The organism is Streptomyces sp. NPDC048566 (assembly GCF_043199735.1).
In the GTDB taxonomy this organism is placed as follows: domain Bacteria; phylum Actinomycetota; class Actinomycetes; order Streptomycetales; family Streptomycetaceae; genus Streptomyces.
This window is the reverse complement of the sequence record NZ_JBICWL010000016.1, coordinates 101,511-120,689: the sequence shown is the minus strand read 5'-3', so window position 1 is coordinate 120,689 and position 19,179 is coordinate 101,511. Positions and strand designations below refer to the sequence as shown.

Annotated in this window: 16 protein-coding genes; 11 read left to right on the top strand and 5 right to left on the bottom strand. The window is 71.9% G+C overall.

The features are described 5' to 3' along the window. Positions 1-251 precede the first annotated feature (251 nt). From ACGFS9_RS23140 to ACGFS9_RS23130, 3 genes are read left to right on the top strand one after another with little or no spacing between them, the layout of a single operon-like run. A complete protein-coding gene (locus tag ACGFS9_RS23140) occupies positions 252-1,445 on the top strand; it encodes a lycopene cyclase family protein (RefSeq protein ID WP_393255735.1) in 1,194 nt (397 codons plus the stop codon). A 39-nt stretch (positions 1,446-1,484) separates the two neighbouring features. Continuing rightward, the gene (locus tag ACGFS9_RS23135) at positions 1,485-2,213 is read left to right on the top strand and encodes a class I SAM-dependent methyltransferase (protein ID WP_393255733.1); all 729 of its coding nucleotides are present in this window, start codon (positions 1,485-1,487) and stop codon (positions 2,211-2,213) included. Between the two features lie 53 nt (positions 2,214-2,266). Beyond that, on the top strand, positions 2,267-3,772 hold the full coding sequence (locus ACGFS9_RS23130) for an FAD-dependent oxidoreductase (RefSeq protein ID WP_393255731.1): 1,506 nt from the start codon (positions 2,267-2,269) through the stop codon (positions 3,770-3,772). 133 nt (positions 3,773-3,905) lie between these two features. On the opposite strand, the gene ACGFS9_RS23125 is transcribed toward ACGFS9_RS23130, so the two are convergent. Beyond that, positions 3,906-4,313, bottom strand: coding sequence for a DUF2809 domain-containing protein (locus tag ACGFS9_RS23125; protein WP_393255729.1), 408 nt, complete (start codon positions 4,311-4,313; stop codon positions 3,906-3,908). Positions 4,314-4,488: 175 nt separating this feature from the next. On the opposite strand from ACGFS9_RS23125, the gene ACGFS9_RS23120 reads away from it, so the two are divergent. Both ACGFS9_RS23120 and ACGFS9_RS23115 read left to right on the top strand, forming a co-directional pair. Then, a complete protein-coding gene (locus ACGFS9_RS23120; RefSeq protein ID WP_393255728.1) occupies positions 4,489-5,199 on the top strand; it encodes a hypothetical protein in 711 nt (236 codons plus the stop codon). Positions 5,200-5,332: 133 nt separating this feature from the next. Next, positions 5,333-5,698, top strand: coding sequence for a hypothetical protein (locus tag ACGFS9_RS23115; RefSeq protein ID WP_393255726.1), 366 nt, complete (start codon positions 5,333-5,335; stop codon positions 5,696-5,698). Between the two features lie 135 nt (positions 5,699-5,833). Here the strand turns inward: ACGFS9_RS23115 and ACGFS9_RS23110 are convergent, their stop codons facing one another. After that, complete coding sequence (locus ACGFS9_RS23110) at positions 5,834-6,799, bottom strand: hypothetical protein (protein ID WP_393255724.1); 966 nt, start codon at positions 6,797-6,799, stop codon at positions 5,834-5,836. Between the two features lie 132 nt (positions 6,800-6,931). Between ACGFS9_RS23110 and ACGFS9_RS23105 the strand changes: the two genes are divergently transcribed. Both ACGFS9_RS23105 and ACGFS9_RS23100 read left to right on the top strand, forming a co-directional pair. Next, complete coding sequence (locus ACGFS9_RS23105) at positions 6,932-7,783, top strand: ArsR family transcriptional regulator (RefSeq protein ID WP_393255722.1); 852 nt, start codon at positions 6,932-6,934, stop codon at positions 7,781-7,783. After that, a complete protein-coding gene (locus tag ACGFS9_RS23100; protein ID WP_393255720.1) occupies positions 7,740-7,892 on the top strand; it encodes a winged helix-turn-helix domain-containing protein in 153 nt (50 codons plus the stop codon). The genes ACGFS9_RS23105 and ACGFS9_RS23100 overlap by 44 nt, the downstream gene beginning before the upstream one ends. A 192-nt stretch (positions 7,893-8,084) precedes the next feature. Here ACGFS9_RS23100 and ACGFS9_RS23095 read toward each other — a convergent pair whose 3' ends face one another. Together ACGFS9_RS23095 and ACGFS9_RS23090 are read right to left on the bottom strand one after the other, a co-directional pair. Continuing rightward, positions 8,085-9,269, bottom strand: coding sequence for a zinc-dependent alcohol dehydrogenase (locus ACGFS9_RS23095; RefSeq protein WP_393255718.1), 1,185 nt, complete (start codon positions 9,267-9,269; stop codon positions 8,085-8,087). Between the two features lie 279 nt (positions 9,270-9,548). Further along, a complete protein-coding gene (locus ACGFS9_RS23090) occupies positions 9,549-10,124 on the bottom strand; it encodes a DUF2231 domain-containing protein (protein WP_393255716.1) in 576 nt (191 codons plus the stop codon). A gap of 363 nt (positions 10,125-10,487) precedes the next feature. Between ACGFS9_RS23090 and ACGFS9_RS23085 the strand changes: the two genes are divergently transcribed. Next, entirely contained in the window at positions 10,488-11,222 is a 735-nt protein-coding gene (locus ACGFS9_RS23085) for an alpha/beta hydrolase (RefSeq protein ID WP_393255714.1), read from the top strand. 429 nt (positions 11,223-11,651) lie between these two features. Next, entirely contained in the window at positions 11,652-12,491 is an 840-nt protein-coding gene (locus ACGFS9_RS23080; protein WP_393255712.1) for a SigB/SigF/SigG family RNA polymerase sigma factor, read from the top strand. 268 nt (positions 12,492-12,759) lie between these two features. On the opposite strand, the gene ACGFS9_RS23075 is transcribed toward ACGFS9_RS23080, so the two are convergent. Next, positions 12,760-14,283, bottom strand: a complete 1,524-nt coding sequence (locus ACGFS9_RS23075) for a catalase (RefSeq protein ID WP_393255710.1) — start codon at positions 14,281-14,283, stop codon at positions 12,760-12,762. Between the two features lie 938 nt (positions 14,284-15,221). On the opposite strand from ACGFS9_RS23075, the gene ACGFS9_RS23070 reads away from it, so the two are divergent. Together ACGFS9_RS23070 and ACGFS9_RS23065 are read left to right on the top strand one after the other, a co-directional pair. After that, entirely contained in the window at positions 15,222-15,647 is a 426-nt protein-coding gene (locus tag ACGFS9_RS23070) for a PRC-barrel domain-containing protein (RefSeq protein WP_393255708.1), read from the top strand. A gap of 397 nt (positions 15,648-16,044) precedes the next feature. After that, the gene (locus ACGFS9_RS23065; protein WP_393255706.1) at positions 16,045-19,140 is read left to right on the top strand and encodes an FAD-binding and (Fe-S)-binding domain-containing protein; all 3,096 of its coding nucleotides are present in this window, start codon (positions 16,045-16,047) and stop codon (positions 19,138-19,140) included. Positions 19,141-19,179 lie beyond the last annotated feature (39 nt).

Genomic DNA, 19,179 nt, shown 5'->3' with positions numbered 1-19,179 from the left:
TCGCGTCAGCGCCAGCGGACGGCCGCCCGCTTCCGGCGCGGACACCCGGTATGCGCACGCCTCCGCTGCGGCGCCCGCCCTTCCCTCGGCCGTCGCGGGCGGGCAGCGCTGCACGCGCGTCGCCGCCCTCCGCTGGTCCGGCCCCCGGCCGCCGTACCGGACGCGCCCGTCCTGCCTGCATCCGGATGGCCAGCGGATCGGGAAAACTGTCCAGCGGCGCGGGGAGCGACCGCGGACGGACGGAGGGGTACGTGCTGGAGGCGGACGTCGCCATCGTGGGAGCCGGCGCGGCGGGACTCTCCCTCGCCCACCGTCTCGCCCGCCCGCGCGCAAGCAGCCGCGGCGTGTCGGTGCTCCTGATCGAGGCGCCCCCCGGACCGCTGCGCCCGCCGCCGCGCACCTGGTGCTTCTGGGAAGAGGGCCCGGGCCCCTACGACGCGGCCCTGACCGCCTCCTGGCAGACCCTGCGGGTGCGCCCGCCGCGCGGCCTGCCGATCGACGCGGACATCTCCCCCCTGCGCTACAAGATGATCCGGTCCGACGACTTCGAGGCCCACGTCCGCGCCGACCTCGAACGAAGCGACCGCGTCCGCCCCGTCGAGGCGACCGTCGAAGCGGTCGAGGGAATCGACGGGGGTGCTCTCGTCCACGCGCGCACCGCCGCCGGACGTCCGTGCTCCGCCCGCGTGCGCTGGGTCTTCGACTCACGCCCGCTCGGCAGCCTCCCGGCGGCCCGCACCACCCTCCTGCAGCACTTCCACGGCTGGTTCGTCCGCGCCCGGCGCCCGGCGTTCACCCCCGCCACCGTCGAACTGATGGACTTCCGGACACCGCAGCCGGCCCACGGCCTGTCGTTCGGCTACCTCCTGCCCATCGACCGGCAGCGCGCCCTGGTCGAGTACACGGAGTTCTCCTCCGCCGTGCTGTCTCCCGACGCATACGACACGGCGCTCCGCCGGTACACCCACCACGTCCTCGGCGTGCGGGACTTCGACGTCACGGCCACCGAGACGGGCGTCATCCCGATGACGGACGCGCCGTTCGCCCGGCAGACCGCGCCCGCGGTGTTCCGCATCGGAGCCGCGGGCGGCGCGACCCGCCCCTCCACCGGCTACACCTTCGCCGCGGCGCTGCGCCAGACCCGGGCCGTCGCCGACGCGCTGCTGGCGGGACGCCGGCCCCTGCCGCCCCCGGCGCACTCCGCCCGCTCCCGCGCCATGGACGCCGTCATGCTCCGCGCCCTCGACACCGGCCGGGTGGACGGCGCCCGCTTCTTCTCGCGCCTGTTCGCGCACGTGCCGGCCGAGCGACTGCTGCGCTTCCTCGACGGCGGCACCCGCCTCCACGAGGACCTCTCCGTCGGAGTCCGTACACCCGTCCTGCCCATGCTCCGCTCGGCGGCGGAACTCTCCCGGCTGCCCCGCCGCCCCTTCCCCCGGCCCTGACCGCCCCCGCGGACCCCTTCCGCCGTTCAAGGAGACCTGATGACCCTGCTGCGTGACGAGGATCTGGCCGCGGCGTTCGACCACGCCGCGCGCAGCTACGACACCCTCGTGGCCGCCAATCCCGGATACCACGGACACCTTCGGCGGTCGGTACGCCGGCTCGGCCTGCGCGACGGCGGCCGGGGACTGCGGGTCCTGGACCTCGGCTGCGGAACCGGCGCCTCCACCGCCGCCCTCGCCGCCGTGCTGCCCCATGCGCGCATCACCGCGGTGGACGCCTCCGCGGGCATGCTGGAGCGGGCGAGCGCCAAGCGCTGGACGGCCGACGTCACCTTCGTGCACGCCCCCGCGGAACGGCTCCGGGACAGCGGGGTCGAGGCTCCCTTCGACGCCGTCTTCGCCGCCTACCTCTTCCGCAACGCGGCCGACCCCGACGCTCTCCTCACCACCGTCCACGACCTGCTCGCCCCGCACGGCCGGCTGGCGGTGCACGACTACACCCTCAGCGGCAGAGCCGTCCACCGCGCCGTGTGGACCGCCGTGTGCGGCGGGGTCGTCCTGCCGGTCGCCACCGCACTCGGCGACGGCCCTCTCTACCGCCATCTGTGGCGCAGCGTCGTCGAGTTCGACACCGCGGACCGGTTCGCCGAGCGGGTCGGGGCCGCCGGATTCGACCGCGTACGCGCCCTCCCGCTGCCGGGCTGGCAGACGGGCATCACCCACACCGTCGTCGCCCGGCGCGCGGTCCCCACCGCGGGTGCCCGGTGAACGCGGCACGGGCCGCGGGAGGCGCCCGCCGGGGCAGGGACAGGCGAGCGATCGTGCTGCCGGCACCGCCCGGCGCCGCGCGCCACACCGGTGACCGGCCGCCGAGCACCGCCGTCGTCGGCGGCGGCATCGCCGGCCTCGCGGCCGCCACCGCCCTCGCCGAACGCGGCGTCCGCGTCACGCTCTTCGAGCGCGAACCCGGCCTCGGCGGACGCCTCGCCGGCTGGCGGACCTCGCTCGCCGACGGGACCACGGCGACGATGAGCCGCGGTTTCCACGCCTTCTTCCGTCAGTACTACAACCTGAGGGGACTGCTGCGCCGTACCGACCCCGGCCTGGAGCGCCTGACAGGGCTGGCCGACTACCCCCTGCGGCACAGCGGTGGACTCCAGGACAGCTTCCGCCACGTACCGAGGACCCCGCCCTGGAGCGCCCTGGGGTTCGCCGCGCTCAGCCCCACGTTCGGGGTGCGCGACCTGCTCCGGATGAACCCGGCGGCGGCCCTGCCCATGCTCGACGTCCGGGTCCCGCAGGTCTACGAGCGGTTCGACCACGTCAGCGCCCACGACTTCCTGGAGTCGATCCGCTTCCCCGAAGCCGCCCACCACCTCGCGTTCGAGGTGTTCTCCCGCAGCTTCTTCGCCGACCCCCGCGAACTGTCGGCGGCGGAGATGCTGCTGATGTTCCACATCTACTTCCTCGGCAGCTCCGAAGGGCTGCTCTTCGACGTCCCGGTGGAGCCGTTCCCCGAGGCGCTCTGGGAGCCACTGGGCGACTACCTCCGGGGCCACGGGGCCGACCTGCGCACCTCCACCGCCGTCGAGAACCTCACCCCGACGGCGGACGGCGGCTTCGTCGTGTCCGCGGACGACGGCGAGCGACGGTACGACGCGGCCGTCCTGGCGTTGGACACCGCCGGCCTGCGCGGGCTGGTCGGACGCTCTCCCGAACTCGCCGACGGCCCCTGGCGCGACAGGATCGCCCGGCTGCGCAACGCGCCGCCGTTCCTCGTCTCGCGGTACTGGCTCGACACGCCCGTCGCCGCGGACCGGCAGGGCTTCCTCGGCACGAGCGGCTACGGAACGCTGGACAACGTCAGCGTCCTGGAGCGCTGGGAGGGCGAGGCGGCGCGCTGGACCGCCTCATCCGGGGGCTCCGTGGTCGAACTGCACGCGTACGCCGTCCCGGAGAACGCCGACCGCGAACTGGAACAGAAGCGCCTGCTGGAGCAGTTGCACACGGTCTACCCGGAAACCCGCACCGCCGGCGTCGTCGACGTGCGGCACGCCTGGCGGTCCGACTGCCCGCTGTTCCCGGTCGGCGGATACCCCGACCGGCCCACCGTCCGCACCGCCGACCCCCGCCTCATGGTGGCCGGCGACCTGGTCCGCACGGACCTCCCCGTCGCCCTCATGGAACGAGCCGCGACGAGCGGCTTCCTGGCCGCCAACGCCCTGCTCGAACAATGGGGCCTGCGCGGGCAGGCCCTGTGGACCGTCCCCGACCGCGGGCGGACCGCGATCCTGCGCGGCCTGGCAGGCGGGGTGGCGCGGCGGTAGGGGGCGCCCCGGCATTGCCCCGCCGCAGCGTCCGTCGTGTCCGCGGCCTCCCGTATCTCCGCGGACACCACGGGCGCGCACCCCGAAGCGCGCTCGTCGCCGGAGGCGGAACCCTCCCCGTGATGCACGGTGCTCAGTCCCGACCGGTCACCGCGGTCCGCTTCCCCGTGTCGTCGCGGTCCGCGTCGCGGCGCGGGCCGGGGCGTCCGCCGAGTGCCACGAGCCATCCGAGGGCCGCTCCCACGACGTACCAGAGGAGGTCGGGTGCGTTGAAGGTCGAGCCCAGCAGGGGTTGCAGCAGGGCCGGGATCCCGGCGATCTGGAGCAGTTCCACCGCCCAGCTGAACGCCAGTGCCACGGCCGCGGCGACGGCGGGCCGCAGGCGCGGCGCCAACACGACCACGACGGCACACATCATCACCGTGTACAGGGCGTCCCCCGCGTACTTCGCGAAGTCCCCACCGGTCCACGCCCGCACACCCAGCCCCACCGCGACCGTCACCACAGCCGCGCCACAACCCCACCACCGTCTGCTGCTCACCCGGAGCACCCTAGCCACGCGGCGCGCGTCCTGGGCCACCCCTCCTCCTGGGCGGCCGCTCGTTCGCTTCCGGCGTCCCGCATCGGAGCAGAGCCGGCAGCTTCCCGAACGGGCGCCTGCGGCGGACCTTCCCACCCGCGATCGGGGGTTCCGGGACGGCTCATAGGATGAGCGGATGGTCACGCACGGAGTGGGGACGATTCGGGATGCGCTGCCTGCTCATGCGATCGAGGTCGGGTCCGATCCGCTGGGCGGGCCGGCGCGGAACTCCGTCGGCGGCTGGCCCTTCCTGGACGACACACAGGCGTGGCCCTCGTGCTTCTGCGGTGAGCGGATGGCCCTGTTCTTCCAGTTCGACGTGCCCCTGGACCTCGGGCCTTTCGGCGGAGACCATCTGCTGGTCTTCCACTGCCGTGAGCACAACGACGCCTCCGAACCCGAGTGTGCCGACGGCCGACTCGTGCCCGGGTATTGGGACGCTCCGCAACCGCCCTACCCGCGTCCGTTCTGGCGTGTCCTGCTCCAGCAGAACGCGGTGCTGCCCACTGCGGAGCCCGAACCGTCCGTGTGCGCACTGCCGCTGACGCTTCGGCCCTTCGCGGACGCCACCGATCGCCGCGGCCTTGGAGCCCAGGCGTTCAAGGTGGGCGGCACGCCCTCCTGGGCGCAGGATCCCGAGTACTACACGTGCGCGTGCGGTGTCGATCTGGCGTACCTCTGCCAGGTCCCGGAAGGCATGGAGTTCGCGGTCCATCCCGGACAGCCGGAGCAGCCCTACAGCGTTGCCGCCGACAGCTACGGGCTGTTTCTCGGCAACGAGGTCTACCTGCTGGCGTGCCCCGCTCACTGCGACCCGGCGGCGGTCTGGCCCGTCAATCAGAACTGACCCTGCTGAACCGGACCGGCACGCCTGCGGACCTCCGCCCACCCAGGCCGTCGGGTACCGGACGTGCGAGGCGGGGATTTCTGTAATCGAACAGTAGGCTGGAGCGCGGTAGGTCAGGGGGAGGGGGCAGCGCGTGAACTGGATCTGGTGGGTTCTCGTCATCTTCTGGACGGGCGGCTTCGCGTGGGCGGCGGACACCGTCCGTACCGCGCTGCGCCATCGGCACGAGCGCAAGGTGGAGTTGCTGGAGGCGGCGAGACAGGAACGCCTGGCCGTCGAGGCGGCGAACAAGTCTCCGGAACCGGTGTGCGGATGTACGCACCACCTCGCCAAGCACGACAAGCAGGGCCTGTGTCACGAGCGGGTCGAGGTACCGGTGGCATGGGACGAGGCCAAGAAGCCGCTGCGGTACGAGGCCGGTCGGTGCAACTGCCAGCAGTACGTGGGACCGCAGCCCCTGTCGCAGGTGTTCGCCGAGGACCTGACCGATCTCGCCTGACCTGGACGGCGGGTTCGCTCGCTGAAGTCGGGGGCGCCGCACCGGGCCGGTCTCTCGCCCGGTCCCGGTGCGGGCGGCCCGTTCCCTACCGGCGCACGCCGGACGGAGTCCGGCTCGCCGGCAACGTGTAACGGCTCACCGCGCCGTCCCGCATTCCGGGTCGTCGACCGCGGTGACGGTGTAGGGCGGGGTGCCGGGCGGCTCGTCGTTCTGGCTGTTCACCACGTACAGCCGGCAGTCGTGCCGGGCCAGGGTCGTCGGCAGGTCGAAGCGTTCCCCGGTGATCCGGTGGACGACGGTGCCGCGCCGTAGGTCCGCGTCGAGGTCGGCGATGTACACGCCGGCCGGGGCACCGTAGTTGAGGACGGCGTAGAGCGTCCGCCCGTGCAGCACCATGCCGTCCGCGCCGAACGAGGCGTCGCCGAGATCGAGTCGGCTGACCTCGCGGGTCCCGGCGTCGATGCGCCAGACGGCCTCGGTCCCGTTGGAGGCGACCAGAACCGTCCGCCCCTCCGGATCGGCGACGATCCCGTTCAGCAGCCAGTACCGGTCGGGGAAGCCGGGAAACGCGCCGCGGACGTCCACCCACGGTTCGAGCGGGCCCACGTGGCCGCCGTGCAGGGACGCCCGGAGCACGACCGGATTCGCCCAGTCCGTGACGTACACCGCGTCGGCGGTGACGACCAGATCGTTGAGGTCGGGGGCGCCGAGCGGTCCGTCCGGGGCGTCGACCGAGGCGAGCAGGCGCCCGTCGGGCGCGTGCACCGTCAATCGTCCCGCGCCGACGGAGAACACCCGTCCCGCGCCGTCGGAGTGGATTCCCCGCGACGATCCCCGGGCGAGCGCTCCTTCGGCGTGGAAGGCCCGCAGTCGCGGTGCCGTCACGCGGCCTCGGTACAGGGCGCCCGTGCCGTCGGAGGACACGTACAGCGTGCCGTCGGGACGCACGTCGACGCCCTCGGGCAGCACTCCTAGCGCCCGGGAGACCACATAGCGGTCGGGCAGGCGCCCGTAGGCGTGCGCGTCGGGAAGGGCGGCACCGCACATCAGCGGAAACGCTGTGGCCAGGACCAGCGGTACGAGTCGACGTGGCAGGGGCATCCGGCCTCCAGGGTGGGTCTTCGGTGGCGGCGGGCACCGCCACCACCGCAGACGGTCGCGCGCCGGCGGCTGCTCCCGCCGCTCTTTTCGGGCAGGGGCGAAAGGGCGGACCTCTCCGTTACGCTGCACGGCGTGCTTCGGATACGGTTCGGCCCGACCGACCTGGCCCGCGTCACCGTGGCCGCCGCGCCCAGCGCCCTGCTGGAGGCGGCCCTGAGCGTCCGTCACCTCACGCGGCCCGCATCGGGACCGGCGGCGCGGCGCGCCGAACTCGTCGCCTGGCGGCGAGCGGTCGGCCCGGCCCTCTCGGACCGGGCGGGCGTCCTGCCCCTGCTGGTGCCGCCCAACGGCTATCTCCCGGACTTCCTGTACCAACCGTCCGCGCGGGACGCCGTCACGGCCGCGGAGGAGGCGGCTCGCACCCCGGTGGACCGCCTGGCCGCCGAACTGGCACCGCTCGGCCCGCAACGCCGCGCGGCCCTGCGGGACCTGGCGGAGGGTTCCCGCGCGGCGCGCCGAGGGCTGGCGGACGACCTGACGCGATATCACCGCTCCTCGCTCGAACCCCTCTGGCCGGCCGTGCTCAACGCCGCCGTGTCCGACCGCGCGCTGCGCTCCGAGATCCTGCTGCGCGGCGGCGTCGACGCCCTGCTCGCCACCCTGGCCCCCGGATGGCAGTGGGCACCACCGGAGCTGCGCGTCCCCTTCGCCTCCTCCCACACGGTCGAGCTGTGCGGTCGCGGGCTGCACCTCCTGCCCTCCTACTTCGCGGCGGGACCGATGCTCATCCACGACCCCGCGGCGCCGACCGTGCTCGTACGCCCGCTGCCCGTCGCCGCCGCACCCGGTGACGGCGTCACCGGGTGCGGTGCTGGGCGCGCTGCTGGGCGGCACCCGGGCCCGTGTCCTCGCGGCGCTGACCGGCCCCGCCGGGACCACCGTGCTCGCCGATCGGGCCGGGGTGTCGGCGGCCACGGCCAGTGAGCACGCCGGCGTGCTGAGAGCGGCGGGCCTCATCACCACCGTCCGCGACGGCAGCCGCGTGGTGCACGCCCTCACGCCGCTCGGCGAGGCGCTGCTCGGGGGACGGTGAGCCGTGGATGCGGCCGGGCGGGCGGCCGGCGGATGTGGACGGGCACCCTCGTCCGGGGGACGCCGGTGGTGCGGGTCGTCGGGCTCGTCCGCGTGCGGCCGAGGACGGCTGCGCGGGGTGGTGGCCTTCAGATGCCGCCGGGCGACCGTATGCGTCGCCCCACGAGGCACAGCGCCGTGGGGCGCCCCGTGGTCAGGGGCGCAGGAGTGTCTTGATCATGCCATCCTCCTTGGCCTGGAACGTGGCGTAGGCCTTGGCCGCGTCCTCCAACGGCAGGTGATGCGTGGCGAAGTCGTCCACTCCCAGAACGTCGTCGTCGGTGAGCAGCGGCAGGATCTCCGGGACCCAGCGCCACACGTTGGCCTGCCCCATGCGGAGTTGGATCTGTTTGTCGAACATCTGGAGCAACGGCAGGGGGTCCATGGCTCCGCCGTAGACACCGGACAGTGAGATCGTTCCGCCGCGGCGGACCACGTCGATCGCCGCGTAGAGCGCGCCGAGCCGGTCCACGCCCGCCTTCTGCAGGAACGGCTGGGCCAGCGCGTCGGGCAGCAGGCCGGTCGCCCACTGGGCGGCCTTGGTGACGGGGCTGCCGTGGGCTTCCATGCCGACTGCGTCGATCACCGCGTCGGTGCCGCGTCCGTCGGTCAGCTCACGAATCGTGTCCGCGAGGTCCTTGTGGTGGCGTCGCAGGTCGAGGCACGTCACTCCGTGGCGAGAGGCGCGCTCGAGGCGGTCGTTCACGAGATCGACCCCGATGACCGTCTCCGCGCCGCGGTGACGGGCGATGCGCGTCGCCATGTCGCCGATCGGTCCGAGCCCGAGAACGGTGACCGAACCACCGGGCGGCACGGCCGCGTACTCGACGGCCTGCCAGGCTGTCGGCAGAACGTCGGAGAGGTAGACGAAGCGGTCGTCGGGCGGCCCGTCGGGCACCTTGATCGGCAGGGTGTTGCCGAAGGGCACCCTGAGGTACTCGGCCTGCCCGCCGGGCACCTGGCCGTAGAGCTTGGTGTAGCCGAAGAGCGCGGCGCCGGAGCCGTACGCATGGACCTGAGTGGTCTCGCACTGCGAGTGCAGACCTTGTGCGCACATGAAGCACGTGCCGCAGGAGACGTTGAACGGGACGACGACCCTGTCCCCGCGGGCGACGGCCGTCACCTCGGGGCCGACCTCCTCGACGACGCCCATGGGCTCGTGGCCCAGGACGTCGCCCGGATCGAGGAACGGGCCGAGCACTTCGTACAGGTGCAGGTCCGATCCGCAGATGCCGGTGGAGGTGATCCGCACGATCACGTCGTCGGGTTGCTGCAGGACGGGATCGGGGACCGTTTCCACGCGTACGTCCCGCCGTCCCTGCCAGGTGAGTGCTCGCATCGGATATCCCTTCGCTGTTCGTGTCGGCCGTGACGCTCATGGCCGAGCCGTCCGCGGCAGGCAGGCCATGTTCGACGGACTGCCGGAGTCCGGCAGCCGGTGGAGGTGGACGCGCCGACCTCCCTGCGGCGGCTGCACCGTCCGGGAACGGCGTGTGTGCCTGTCGTGGGGGAGTTCCCGAGAGCGGCCGGCTCATTCACGTTCTGGGGGCCGTCCGCTCGACCGTCGAGTCGCAGGGACGGGAACGTCGGAACGGCTGCCCGCGCGCCGCCTACCGGGCTACCGCGCTGGGACCGCGGCGCGCCGGTAGGCCACGTGACCGCCCAGCGCACCGCCCGCCGCGACCGCCGCGAGACCTCCGAGCGACCACAGTCGGCCCTTTGCCCCGTGCCCGCGCAGCCGGGCGCTGAGGGAGACGGCGTAGCAGGCCGTGGCCGCCGCGTTCGCCACGGCGTGCACCAGTCCGACCCGGGCCTGGTCGGGCGGGAGCTCGGCCCAGTCGGCCCAGCCGGCGAGGGCGGCGGGAGCGATGCCGGCGAGGCCCACGCCGATGAGGACGGTGGACGCGCCACGCCCGGTGGGGGTGATGTCGAGTACGGCTGCCGAGAGCCAGCAGCCCGTGGGGACCTGCACCAGAACGGGGTGCACCGGGTGGCCCAGGGGCCTTCCACGGAGCAGGTCGCGCGCGGCTCCGAGGGGCAGGGAGCGGATGCCCCGCTGGAGTGTGCGGATCGCCGGATCCGCCGCGGTGAACCGCTCGAGACGATCGAGGGCCTTCAGCCATGCGGCCGACGCACCGCCCTGCGCGGTGAGGTCGGGGGATTCGTCCGGGACAACGGACACGTGTGCGTTCATGCCCTACGCGTACCCGTCCTGAGGCGCGCGTCCCGGTTGCTGCTCCGCCTCGTGCCCGTACGGGGTGCTGCATATGGGCGCGGCATGGTGGCCGGGCGATCCGCGGCTCCTCGTAGCGTGGACCGATGCCACCGTGACGGTGCTCGGTCCGGCGGAGCCGGCGAGCGAAGTGCACGTGGTGCCGGAGACGGTGATAATCGGTGGCTGCCCGTGGAGGCTCCTGCTAGGGTCCCCGCAGGCCGTGCGACAGAACGAGGAGGTGGTACCCGTGAACGTATCGACGTGGGTGCTCTCCTCCAGGGTCACGGTCGGGCGATAGGTCGCTCGGGAGCGCTGTCTTCTGCACTCCCGAAAGGCACGACCATGCATGTTCTTTCCGAGCGGCGCCTCGACACCGGCGTCCTCGAACGAGAATTCACCCTCGGGGAGATCCCCGGCATCCTGTGGACACCCGCAGCCACGTCCTCGCCGGCTCCCCTGATTCTGCTCAGCCCTCCTCCGCTCGGCATGCGCATGGCGTACGACCGTCTGGCGGCCCGAGCCCGGCACGCCGCCGTGGACGGTTTCGCCTCGGCCGCCATCGAACTCCCCGGCTGCGGTGGCCGGCCCCTGATGCCCGTCGTGGAACAGGCCCGCACCGCCATGCGCAGCGCCATGGCGGCCGGCGGGCCGGTCCCCGGCGAGGTCGTCGACTCCCTCGTCCTCCCTTTGGTGGACGCAGCGGTGCCGGAATGGCAGCTCGCCCTGGACACCCTCCTGTCGCTGCCCGAGCTCCGCGGCCCGGTCGGGTTCTCGGGCGGAGTGATCTCCATCGGCACTCGCTTGGCGGCGGTCGAGCCGCGGGTCCGGGCCGCCGTCCTGTTCGCCGGGAGTTTCATCCCGCGGTCCGTGTTCGAGGAGGCGCGCCGCGTCGCCATCCCGCTGCACGTTCTCCTCCAGTGGGACGACGCGGGAAACGACCGGCAGGCGTCGCTCGACCTGTTCGACGCCTTCGGATCAGAGGAGAAGACCCTGCACGCCAACATGGGAGGACACACCGGCGTTCCGGCGTTCGCCGGAGACGCCGCCAGGCAGTTCTTCACCCGGCACCTGGCGTGAGACCGGGTCGTACGACGACGCCGGGCGGTAGCCGGCGGTAGCCGGCGGTAGCCGGGGTCGGCCGATGCCCTCCCGCACACGGAGGAGTGCCGGCCGGCCCCGGCGCGGGCGTCGCGCAGGTTCGCCCATCACCGGAGAGATCCGCTGAGCCGGCCTTCGTGGTGTGCCGCGGGCCGCCACCGGGCGGGCCCGCGGGGCCCCACGGCGAACAGGACGACGCGCGGAGAGCGTCTCATCAGGGCACAATGAGAAAGGATCAAGGGTGCGGGCTTCGGATCGGCGGCGTGCCTTTCGCGGTGCAGGCGACCCACTCACCGACCCACGGGGTGCGGTGCAGGCCGCCCGCGGGGCAGCCCTCCTGGAAACCCGTCGACGCCGAGCCCGGCCCCTCAGCCCATTTCGTCGTCTGCGCTTCAGGAGCGATGGCACATGCGCAAGGGCAACCATCTCCCGTCCTCCGCTCGCGACGCCACCAAGCCGAGCACCGTTGCACGTCACACACACGACGACGCTCCCGACGATGTCGCCGCCCCCTTGTTCCGGCAGCTTGCCCGCGCGGACGAAGGTCCCGATCACGACGCCGCGCGCGCCGAACTCGTGTCGCTGTGGCTTCCCATGGCCCATCGGATCGCCGGCCGATTCCGCAACCGAGGGGAGGACATCGACGACCTCCGTCAGGTCGCGGCACTCGGACTCGTCAAGGCCATCGACCGCTACGACCCCGACCGCGGGGCATTCGAGACCTACGCCGTGCCCACGGTCACCGGCGAGGTGAAGCGCCACTTCCGCGACCGCGCGTGGGCTGTTCGCGTGCCGCGTCGCGTCCAGGAGCTGCGCAATCAGGTGCGTCTCGCCCGCCGTGATCTCACCCAGCGCCCCGGAGGCGGTTCTCCCACCCACGCCGACATCGCCACCCGAACCGGGCTCAGCGAACACGACGTGGCCACGGGGATGGAGGCACTGGAGAGCTACAGCACCCTCTCCCTGGACGCGGCCGGCACACCCGACGGCCGAAGCCTGGTCGAGTCACTGGGTGACTGCGATCCCTCCTACGACCTCGTCGTCGACCGCGAAGCGGCGAAGGAGGCCGTGCGTCACCTGACGCAGCGTGAACGGGATGTGCTCTACCTGCGCTTCTTCCAGGGCATGACCCAAACCCGCATAGCCGAGCACCTCGGCTGCTCTCAGATGCACGTCTCCCGGTTGATCAAGCGGAGCTGCTCCCAGGTCCGTGAGGAAGTGCTTCACGAGGACCCTGGGAGCAGCTGACCGCCGGCCGGGCGGAACGCCGCGTCCGGAACCGCCCCGGGCCGGCATGCGATCACCCGCCGAACTCGCAGCCCCGGCAACCACTGCCGGGGCGTTCGGATTGTCCGTGCGTCCCGCAGCCGTCAAGCCCCGGGGTGCCGCGGATCTCTCAGTCCCCTGCATTCCCCGAGCGGCCGGGGACGGCCGCCGGAAAGCGGAGATGCGCCGGGGCTCGCGCGGCGGGGAATGCCCGTGCGGGGCGCCGCGCCGGCGCCCCGCACGAACTGGATCAGGCCTTGCCCTGCATGCTGCTGCGCGCCGGGTTGCCCTGTTCCGCGGCCTTCGGGTCCATCTCGTCGGCCTTGGCCCGCACGCCCTGCTCGATGCGCTCACCGATCGACTTGTCGATGTTGGACCAGTATTCGAACGCGCGCTCCAGTACGGGTTCGGAGACTCCGTTGAGGAGGTGGCCCACGACGTTGTCGACGAGCCGTTCCCGCGCCGCGTCGTCCAGGACCTCGCGGACCATGGTGCCCGCCTGGCCCCAGTCGTCGTCGTCACGGTGCGAGACGTAGGCGGCTCGGGTGATCTCGCCGTCGGCCTGCCAGCTCGGCGGACTGCCGAACCGGCCGGTGTCGGCCGCCGGGCCGCCCTTCGAGTTGGGCGCGTAGACGGGGTCGCTCGTCTTGCGGTACGCCATGGCCCCGTCCTTGGAGTACGTGTGCACCGGGGTGACGGGGGCGTTGACCGGCAGTTGCTGGTAGTTGGCCCCGATGCGGTAGCGGTGCGCGTCCGCGTACGAGAACAGGCGGGCCAGCAGCATGCGGTCAGGGCTCGGACCGATGCCGGGGACGAGGTTGTTCGGCTGGAAGGCGGCCTGCTCGATCTCGGCGTGGTTGTCGGTGGGGTTGCGGTCCAGCGTCATCCGGCCGACCTCGATCAGCGGGTAGTCGCTGTGCGGCCACACCTTGGTCAGGTCGAAGGGGTTGAACCGGTAGTCGACGGCGTCCTCGTACGGCATGACCTGCACGTGCAGCGTCCAACTCGGGAATTCGCCGTCCCGGATGTGCTCGAAGAGATCACGCGTGTGGTAGTCGGTGTCGGCCGCCGCCATCTGGTCACCCTCGTGCTGGGTGAAGAACTCGATGCCCTGGTCGGTCTTGAAGTGGTACTTCACCCAGAAGCGCTCGCCCTGCGCGTTGATCCACATGTAGGTGTGCGAGGTGTAGCCGTTCATGTGCCGCCACGAGCGCGGGATGCCGCGGTCGCCCATCAGCCAGGTGACCTGGTGGGCGGACTCGGGGGAGAGCGTCCAGAAGTCCCACTGCATGTCGTGGTCGCGCAGATTGTTGTCGGCGCGGCGCTTCTGGGACCGGATGAAGTGCTGGAACTTCATCGGGTCCTTGACGAAGAACACGGGGGTGTTGTTGCCCACCATGTCGTAGTTGCCCTCGCTGGTGTAGAACTTCACCGCGAAGCCACGCGGGTCGCGCCAGGTGTCCGGGCTTCCCCGCTCTCCCGCGACGGTGGAGAACCGGGTGACCAGTTCGGTGGTGGTTCCGGGCTGGAACACGGCGGCCTTGGTGTAGGCGCTCACGTCCGCGGTGACCTCGAAACGGCCGAAGGCGCCGCTGCCCTTCGCGTGCGGCTGCCGCTCGGGGATGCGCTCCCGGTTGAACTGGGCCATCTGCTCGATCAGGTAGGAGTCCTGGAGCAGGATGGGGCCGCCCGGCCCGACGGTGAGCGAGTGCTCGTCGCTCTCCACGGGAATTCCCGCATCGGTGGTGGTCGGATTGGGTGTGGCGTCGGTCATCCTTGCTTCCCCTTCCCATTCGCTTCGCATGCGTGCGCGACGTTGCGGGCCTGATGGGCCCATGAGGCCTCGGCCCTCGGAGTATCACCGGTGAGGGGCGACGATGCGCGGCCGTTGGGCCGAACGGCCGCCGTTCGGGGCTCCGACAACGAGGCACGAGTAACCCGGCTGCGGGGCCGCAAAACGTCCTGTCGCGGACGAGAGGGTGCGTCGGAGAGACGGTGGCTCTGCACGCCTGCCACGAGGAAGGGATCGAATCGGTCCCCGAGTGCCCCGGTTGTCCGGCTCCTGCTCCGGGCCACCGGAGCCAGCCGGGACACCGTGAGAGCAGAGAACACGGCGACACCGTCTCCGACGGGCGCCCGCGACGACCGTGCCCCTCGCCGGTGCCGCGCATGCGTCGGCCGCTCCTGACCACCGATGATGACGTGGGGTGACTCGCGCTGACGCCGGATCGCGCGGAGGTAGGGCGTGAGAGCCGATCCCCTGCTCGCGGCGAGATGATGCGCGTGCTGCCGTGATGCTGTCGCCTCGATGGGTACGCGAGGTCCATGTTCCGCGAAATCAACGCAACCTTGGCAGCCGGCTCGGCCGCAGGGGAGCTGTGGATGATCGCAGTCGGCCTCGGCGCCGTCGCGCTCCTCGTCGTCGGATTCTTCGTGGGCACGCGCCGTGCCCGTCGTCGACGCGTAGCGACGTCCCCACCTCACGCTGAGCGAGCACGAAAAGAACGAGAGGACCCTCCGCGCCGCGGGGCTGAATGGAGCACGCTCGACGACGACCCCGACCTCGGACACCCTCATCGCTGAGGGAGTGCTCCTCGGGCGGAAGCGCCGGCGGAGCGCACCCTCGGCCTGTGATGGCAGGTCTTCGACCGCCGACGCACCTGCCACGGCTGTGCGTAGCGAAGGCGGGGGCGGAGAGAAGAGGAGCATGGGATGACGCGTGACAATGCAGCGGTCCTGGGCAAGCTGAGCGACTCCGGTCAGATGGTGGAGTCACCCGACGAAGACGTGCGGGGCAGGACGGTGACCGACAGCGACGGCGAGGACATAGGCCGTGTCGAGGACCTCCTGATCGACGAGTCCGAGCGCAGGGTCCGCTTTCTCCTGGTGGCACACGGTGGCTTCCTGGGGTTCGGCGAAACAAAGTCGTTCGTTCCGGTGGAAGCCGTCACCCGGGTCACCGATGACCAGGTCTTCGTCGACCAGGCAAGAGACCGTGTCGCAGGCGCTCCGGTCTTCAGCCCGGACCTCGCCGACAAGCCGGACTACTACGCCAGCGTTTACGGGTACTACGGCTACGCGCCGTTCTGGGGGACGGGCTACATCAATCCCGGACTTCCTCCCCGCGGGCACATGTGACGACTACGCCGGCGAAACCGGCACGCCGCCGAGCCTGGAGCGTCGCGCGGTGAGGAGACCGTCCGCGGGTCGTCCGCTCGAAGCGATCCCCTTCGCGGGACAGGCTGATCTGCCGACCGCATGAAGGCGGGCTGCGGTGGCCCCACCGACATGGTCCTTGACGGGCCTTTTGCTCACATCCGGTGTTTCCCCCGCCTCCTGGTCTACCCGACGGGAGAGGTGCTCAGGCCCACCGCCCGTCATGGATCCGGGCACGTGCTCGCGACACCCGTGCGCTCGATCAGGAACGCGAGGCGCCGGGCCCGAGGATCGCGCCGAAGCGACCGCTCTCACTCCTTGCGGAGGCACGGAACGTTCTGGGGCGTGCCGGCGCGCTGCATCGACGAAGGGACGGCTCATGACAGCACAACCACGGGCGGACGGGCGCGACGGACCAGGACCGGCGGGCGGGCCGGCCGACATCGCGGCGCTGCAGAAGGCACTCCACCGGCGAGTCCGCGGTGAAGTCCGTTTCGACGCGGGAAGTCGCGGCACCTATTCCACGGACGGTTCGAACTACCGGCAGGTGCCGATCGGCGTCGTCCTGCCCGAGGACGTCGAGGCGGGGGTCGAGGCCATCGCCGTGTGCGCGGAGTTCGGTGCTCCGGTGCTGTCGCGGGGCGGGGGGACGAGCCTGGCCGGGCAGTGCACGAACACGGCCGTGGTGATCGACTGGACGAAGTACTGCAATCGCCTGCTGTCGGTGGACCCCGACCGTCGCACGTGTGTGGTGGAGCCGGGAATCGTCCTGGACGAACTCAATCGCAACCTTCGCGACGTCGGGTTGATGTTCGGCCCGAAGCCCTCGACGCACAGTCACTGCGCACTCGGGGGAATGATCGGCAACAACTCCTGTGGCGCCTCCGCCCAGGCCTACGGCAAGACGGTGGACAACATCCGGCGCCTGGAGATCCTCACCTACGACGGCCTGCGCTGCTGGGTCGGTCCGACCTCGGCCGAGGAGTTCGACGCGATCGTGGCCGCGGGCGGTCGCCGCGCCGAGGTGTATCAGGGGCTGCGACGGATCATCGAACGCAACCTCGCCGAGGTCCGCAACCGCTTCCCCGACATCCCTCGCCGCGTGTCCGGCTACAACCTGGACTCCCTGCTCCCCGAGAAGGGGTTCGACCTGGCACGTGCCCTCGTCGGCAGCGAGGGCACGCTGGTGACGGTCCTGCGGGCCGAAATCGAGCTGGTCCCTGTCCCGGCGCGCGAATCGATGGTGGTACTGGGCTACGACGACATCTGCGCGGCGGCGGACGACGTGCCGCGCGTGCTGCGGCACGGCGCGCCCGAACTGCTGGAGGCCATGGACAGCCGCATGGCACAGCTGATGCGCGAGGAAAGGTCCCACCTCGACTCGCTGGAGCGCTTTCCGGACGGCGAGAGCTGGCTGCTGGTGCAGTTCAGCGGCGACAGCGCGGACGACGTCGACCGTCAGGCCGACGACCTCCTGCGGGGTCTGGGGCGCACGGAGCACGACCCGACGGTGGCCGTGTCCGACGATCCGCGCCGGGAGCAGCAGATGCTCAGAGCCCGGGAGGCCGGACTCGGGGTGACGGCGCGTCCGCCGGACGGGCGGGAGACATGGGAGGGCTGGGAGGACTCCGCCGTCCACCCGAACAGGCTCGGCGACTACCTGCGCGACCTCAAGAAGCTGTTCGCCGCGTACGGCTACGACCAGGCGTCCCTGTACGGGCACTTCGGCCAGGGCTGCGTCCACACGCGCATCCCGTTCGATCTGAAGTCCGCGGACGGCGTCAGGGCGTTCCGCCGGTTCCTGCACGAGGCCGCCGACCTGGTCTCCTCCTACGGTGGGTCCCTGTCGGGCGAGCACGGTGACGGACAAGCCCGCGGAGAGCTGCTGACGCGCATGTTCGGCAGCGAGGTGGTCGCCGCGTTCGGCGAGGTCAAGGGCCTGCTGGATCCGGACAACCGGATGAACCCGGGCAAGGTCGTCGATCCGCACCGGGCCGACGCCGACCTGCGGCTGGGCCCGTTGTGGCGCCCGCGCGAGGACGACACCGGCTTCGGCTACCCGCAGGACGAGCGGTCCTTCACCCGGGCGGTCATGCGCTGTGTGGGGATCGGCAACTGCCGCAGCCACGAGGGCGGCGTGATGTGTCCTTCCTATCGGGCGACCGGTGAGGAGGAGCACTCCACGCGCGGCAGGGCGCGGTTGCTGTTCGAGATGCTCGGCGGCCATGCCGACTCACCCGTCACCGACGGCTGGCGCTCCACCGAGGTCAGGGACGCACTCGACCTGTGCCTGGCGTGCAAGGGCTGCAAGTCGGACTGCCCGGTCGGCGTCGACATGGCCACGTACAAGGCGGAGTTCCTCTCCCACCACTACGCGGGGCGCGTGCGTCCGGCGGCGCACTACTCCATGGGCTGGCTCCCGGTGTGGGCCGGACTGTCGCGGCTCTCTCCGGGCCTTTTCAACGCGGTACTGCGGGCCCCCGCCATCGCGAGGATCGGCAAGCGTCTCGCCGGCGTGGCGGACGAGAGGGACGCACCCGTCTTCGCCGAGGAGTCCTTCGTCCAGTGGTGGCAGGCGCGCGGGGTGCCCGATCCCGATCCGGCGGCCCCCGGGACGGTGGTCCTGTGGCCCGACACCTTCAGCAACGCCCTCCACCCGAACGTGGCTATATCCGCGGTCCGGGTGCTGGAGGACGCGGGCTTCCACGTCGCCGTCCCCACCACGCCGGTCTGCTGCGGACTGACGTGGATCTCCACGGGGCAGCTCGGCATGGCGAAGCGTGTCCTGCGCCGCACCCTGGAAACCTTGCGGCCGTGGCTCGACAGCGGTGCGCCGATCGTCGGCCTGGAACCGTCCTGCACCGCCGTGTTCCGCGCCGACGCACCGGAACTGATGCCCGACGACCCGGATGTCCACCGGCTGGCCGGGCGGTTCCACACACTGTCCGAGTTCCTGCTCAACCAGGCACCGGAGGGCTGGCAGCCGCCCGACCTCGCCCGCACGGCCGTCGTGCAGACGCACTGCCACCAGCACGCCGTCCTGAAGGACGGCGCCGACCGGGAACTGATGCGGCGCGCGGGCATCGACGCCGACATCCTCGATGCGGGCTGCTGCGGTCTCGCCGGCAACTTCGGCTTCGAGCGCGGCCACCACGAGCTGTCGATGAAGATCGCCGAACAGGGTCTCCTGCCCGCCGTCCGCGCGGCCGCACCCGGTTCCCTCGTCGTCGCCGACGGCTTCAGCTGCCGCACCCAGATCGACCAGGCCGGGACGGAACGGCGGGCGATGCATCTGGCCGAAGCGCTTGCCCTCGGCCTGGACGGCGCCGCCCCGGCCGACCATCCGGAAAAACTCGTCCCACGCCCCGAGCCGTCCCGGCGACAGGCCAGACGCGTCACCATCGCGGCCGGCGCGGCCCTGACCGCCACGGCTGTCGCGGCCGGTGGGCGTCTGTCGCGACGCCGACGCCGCTGAGACACCGAGCGCGACACAGCTCCACCCCATGCACGGAAG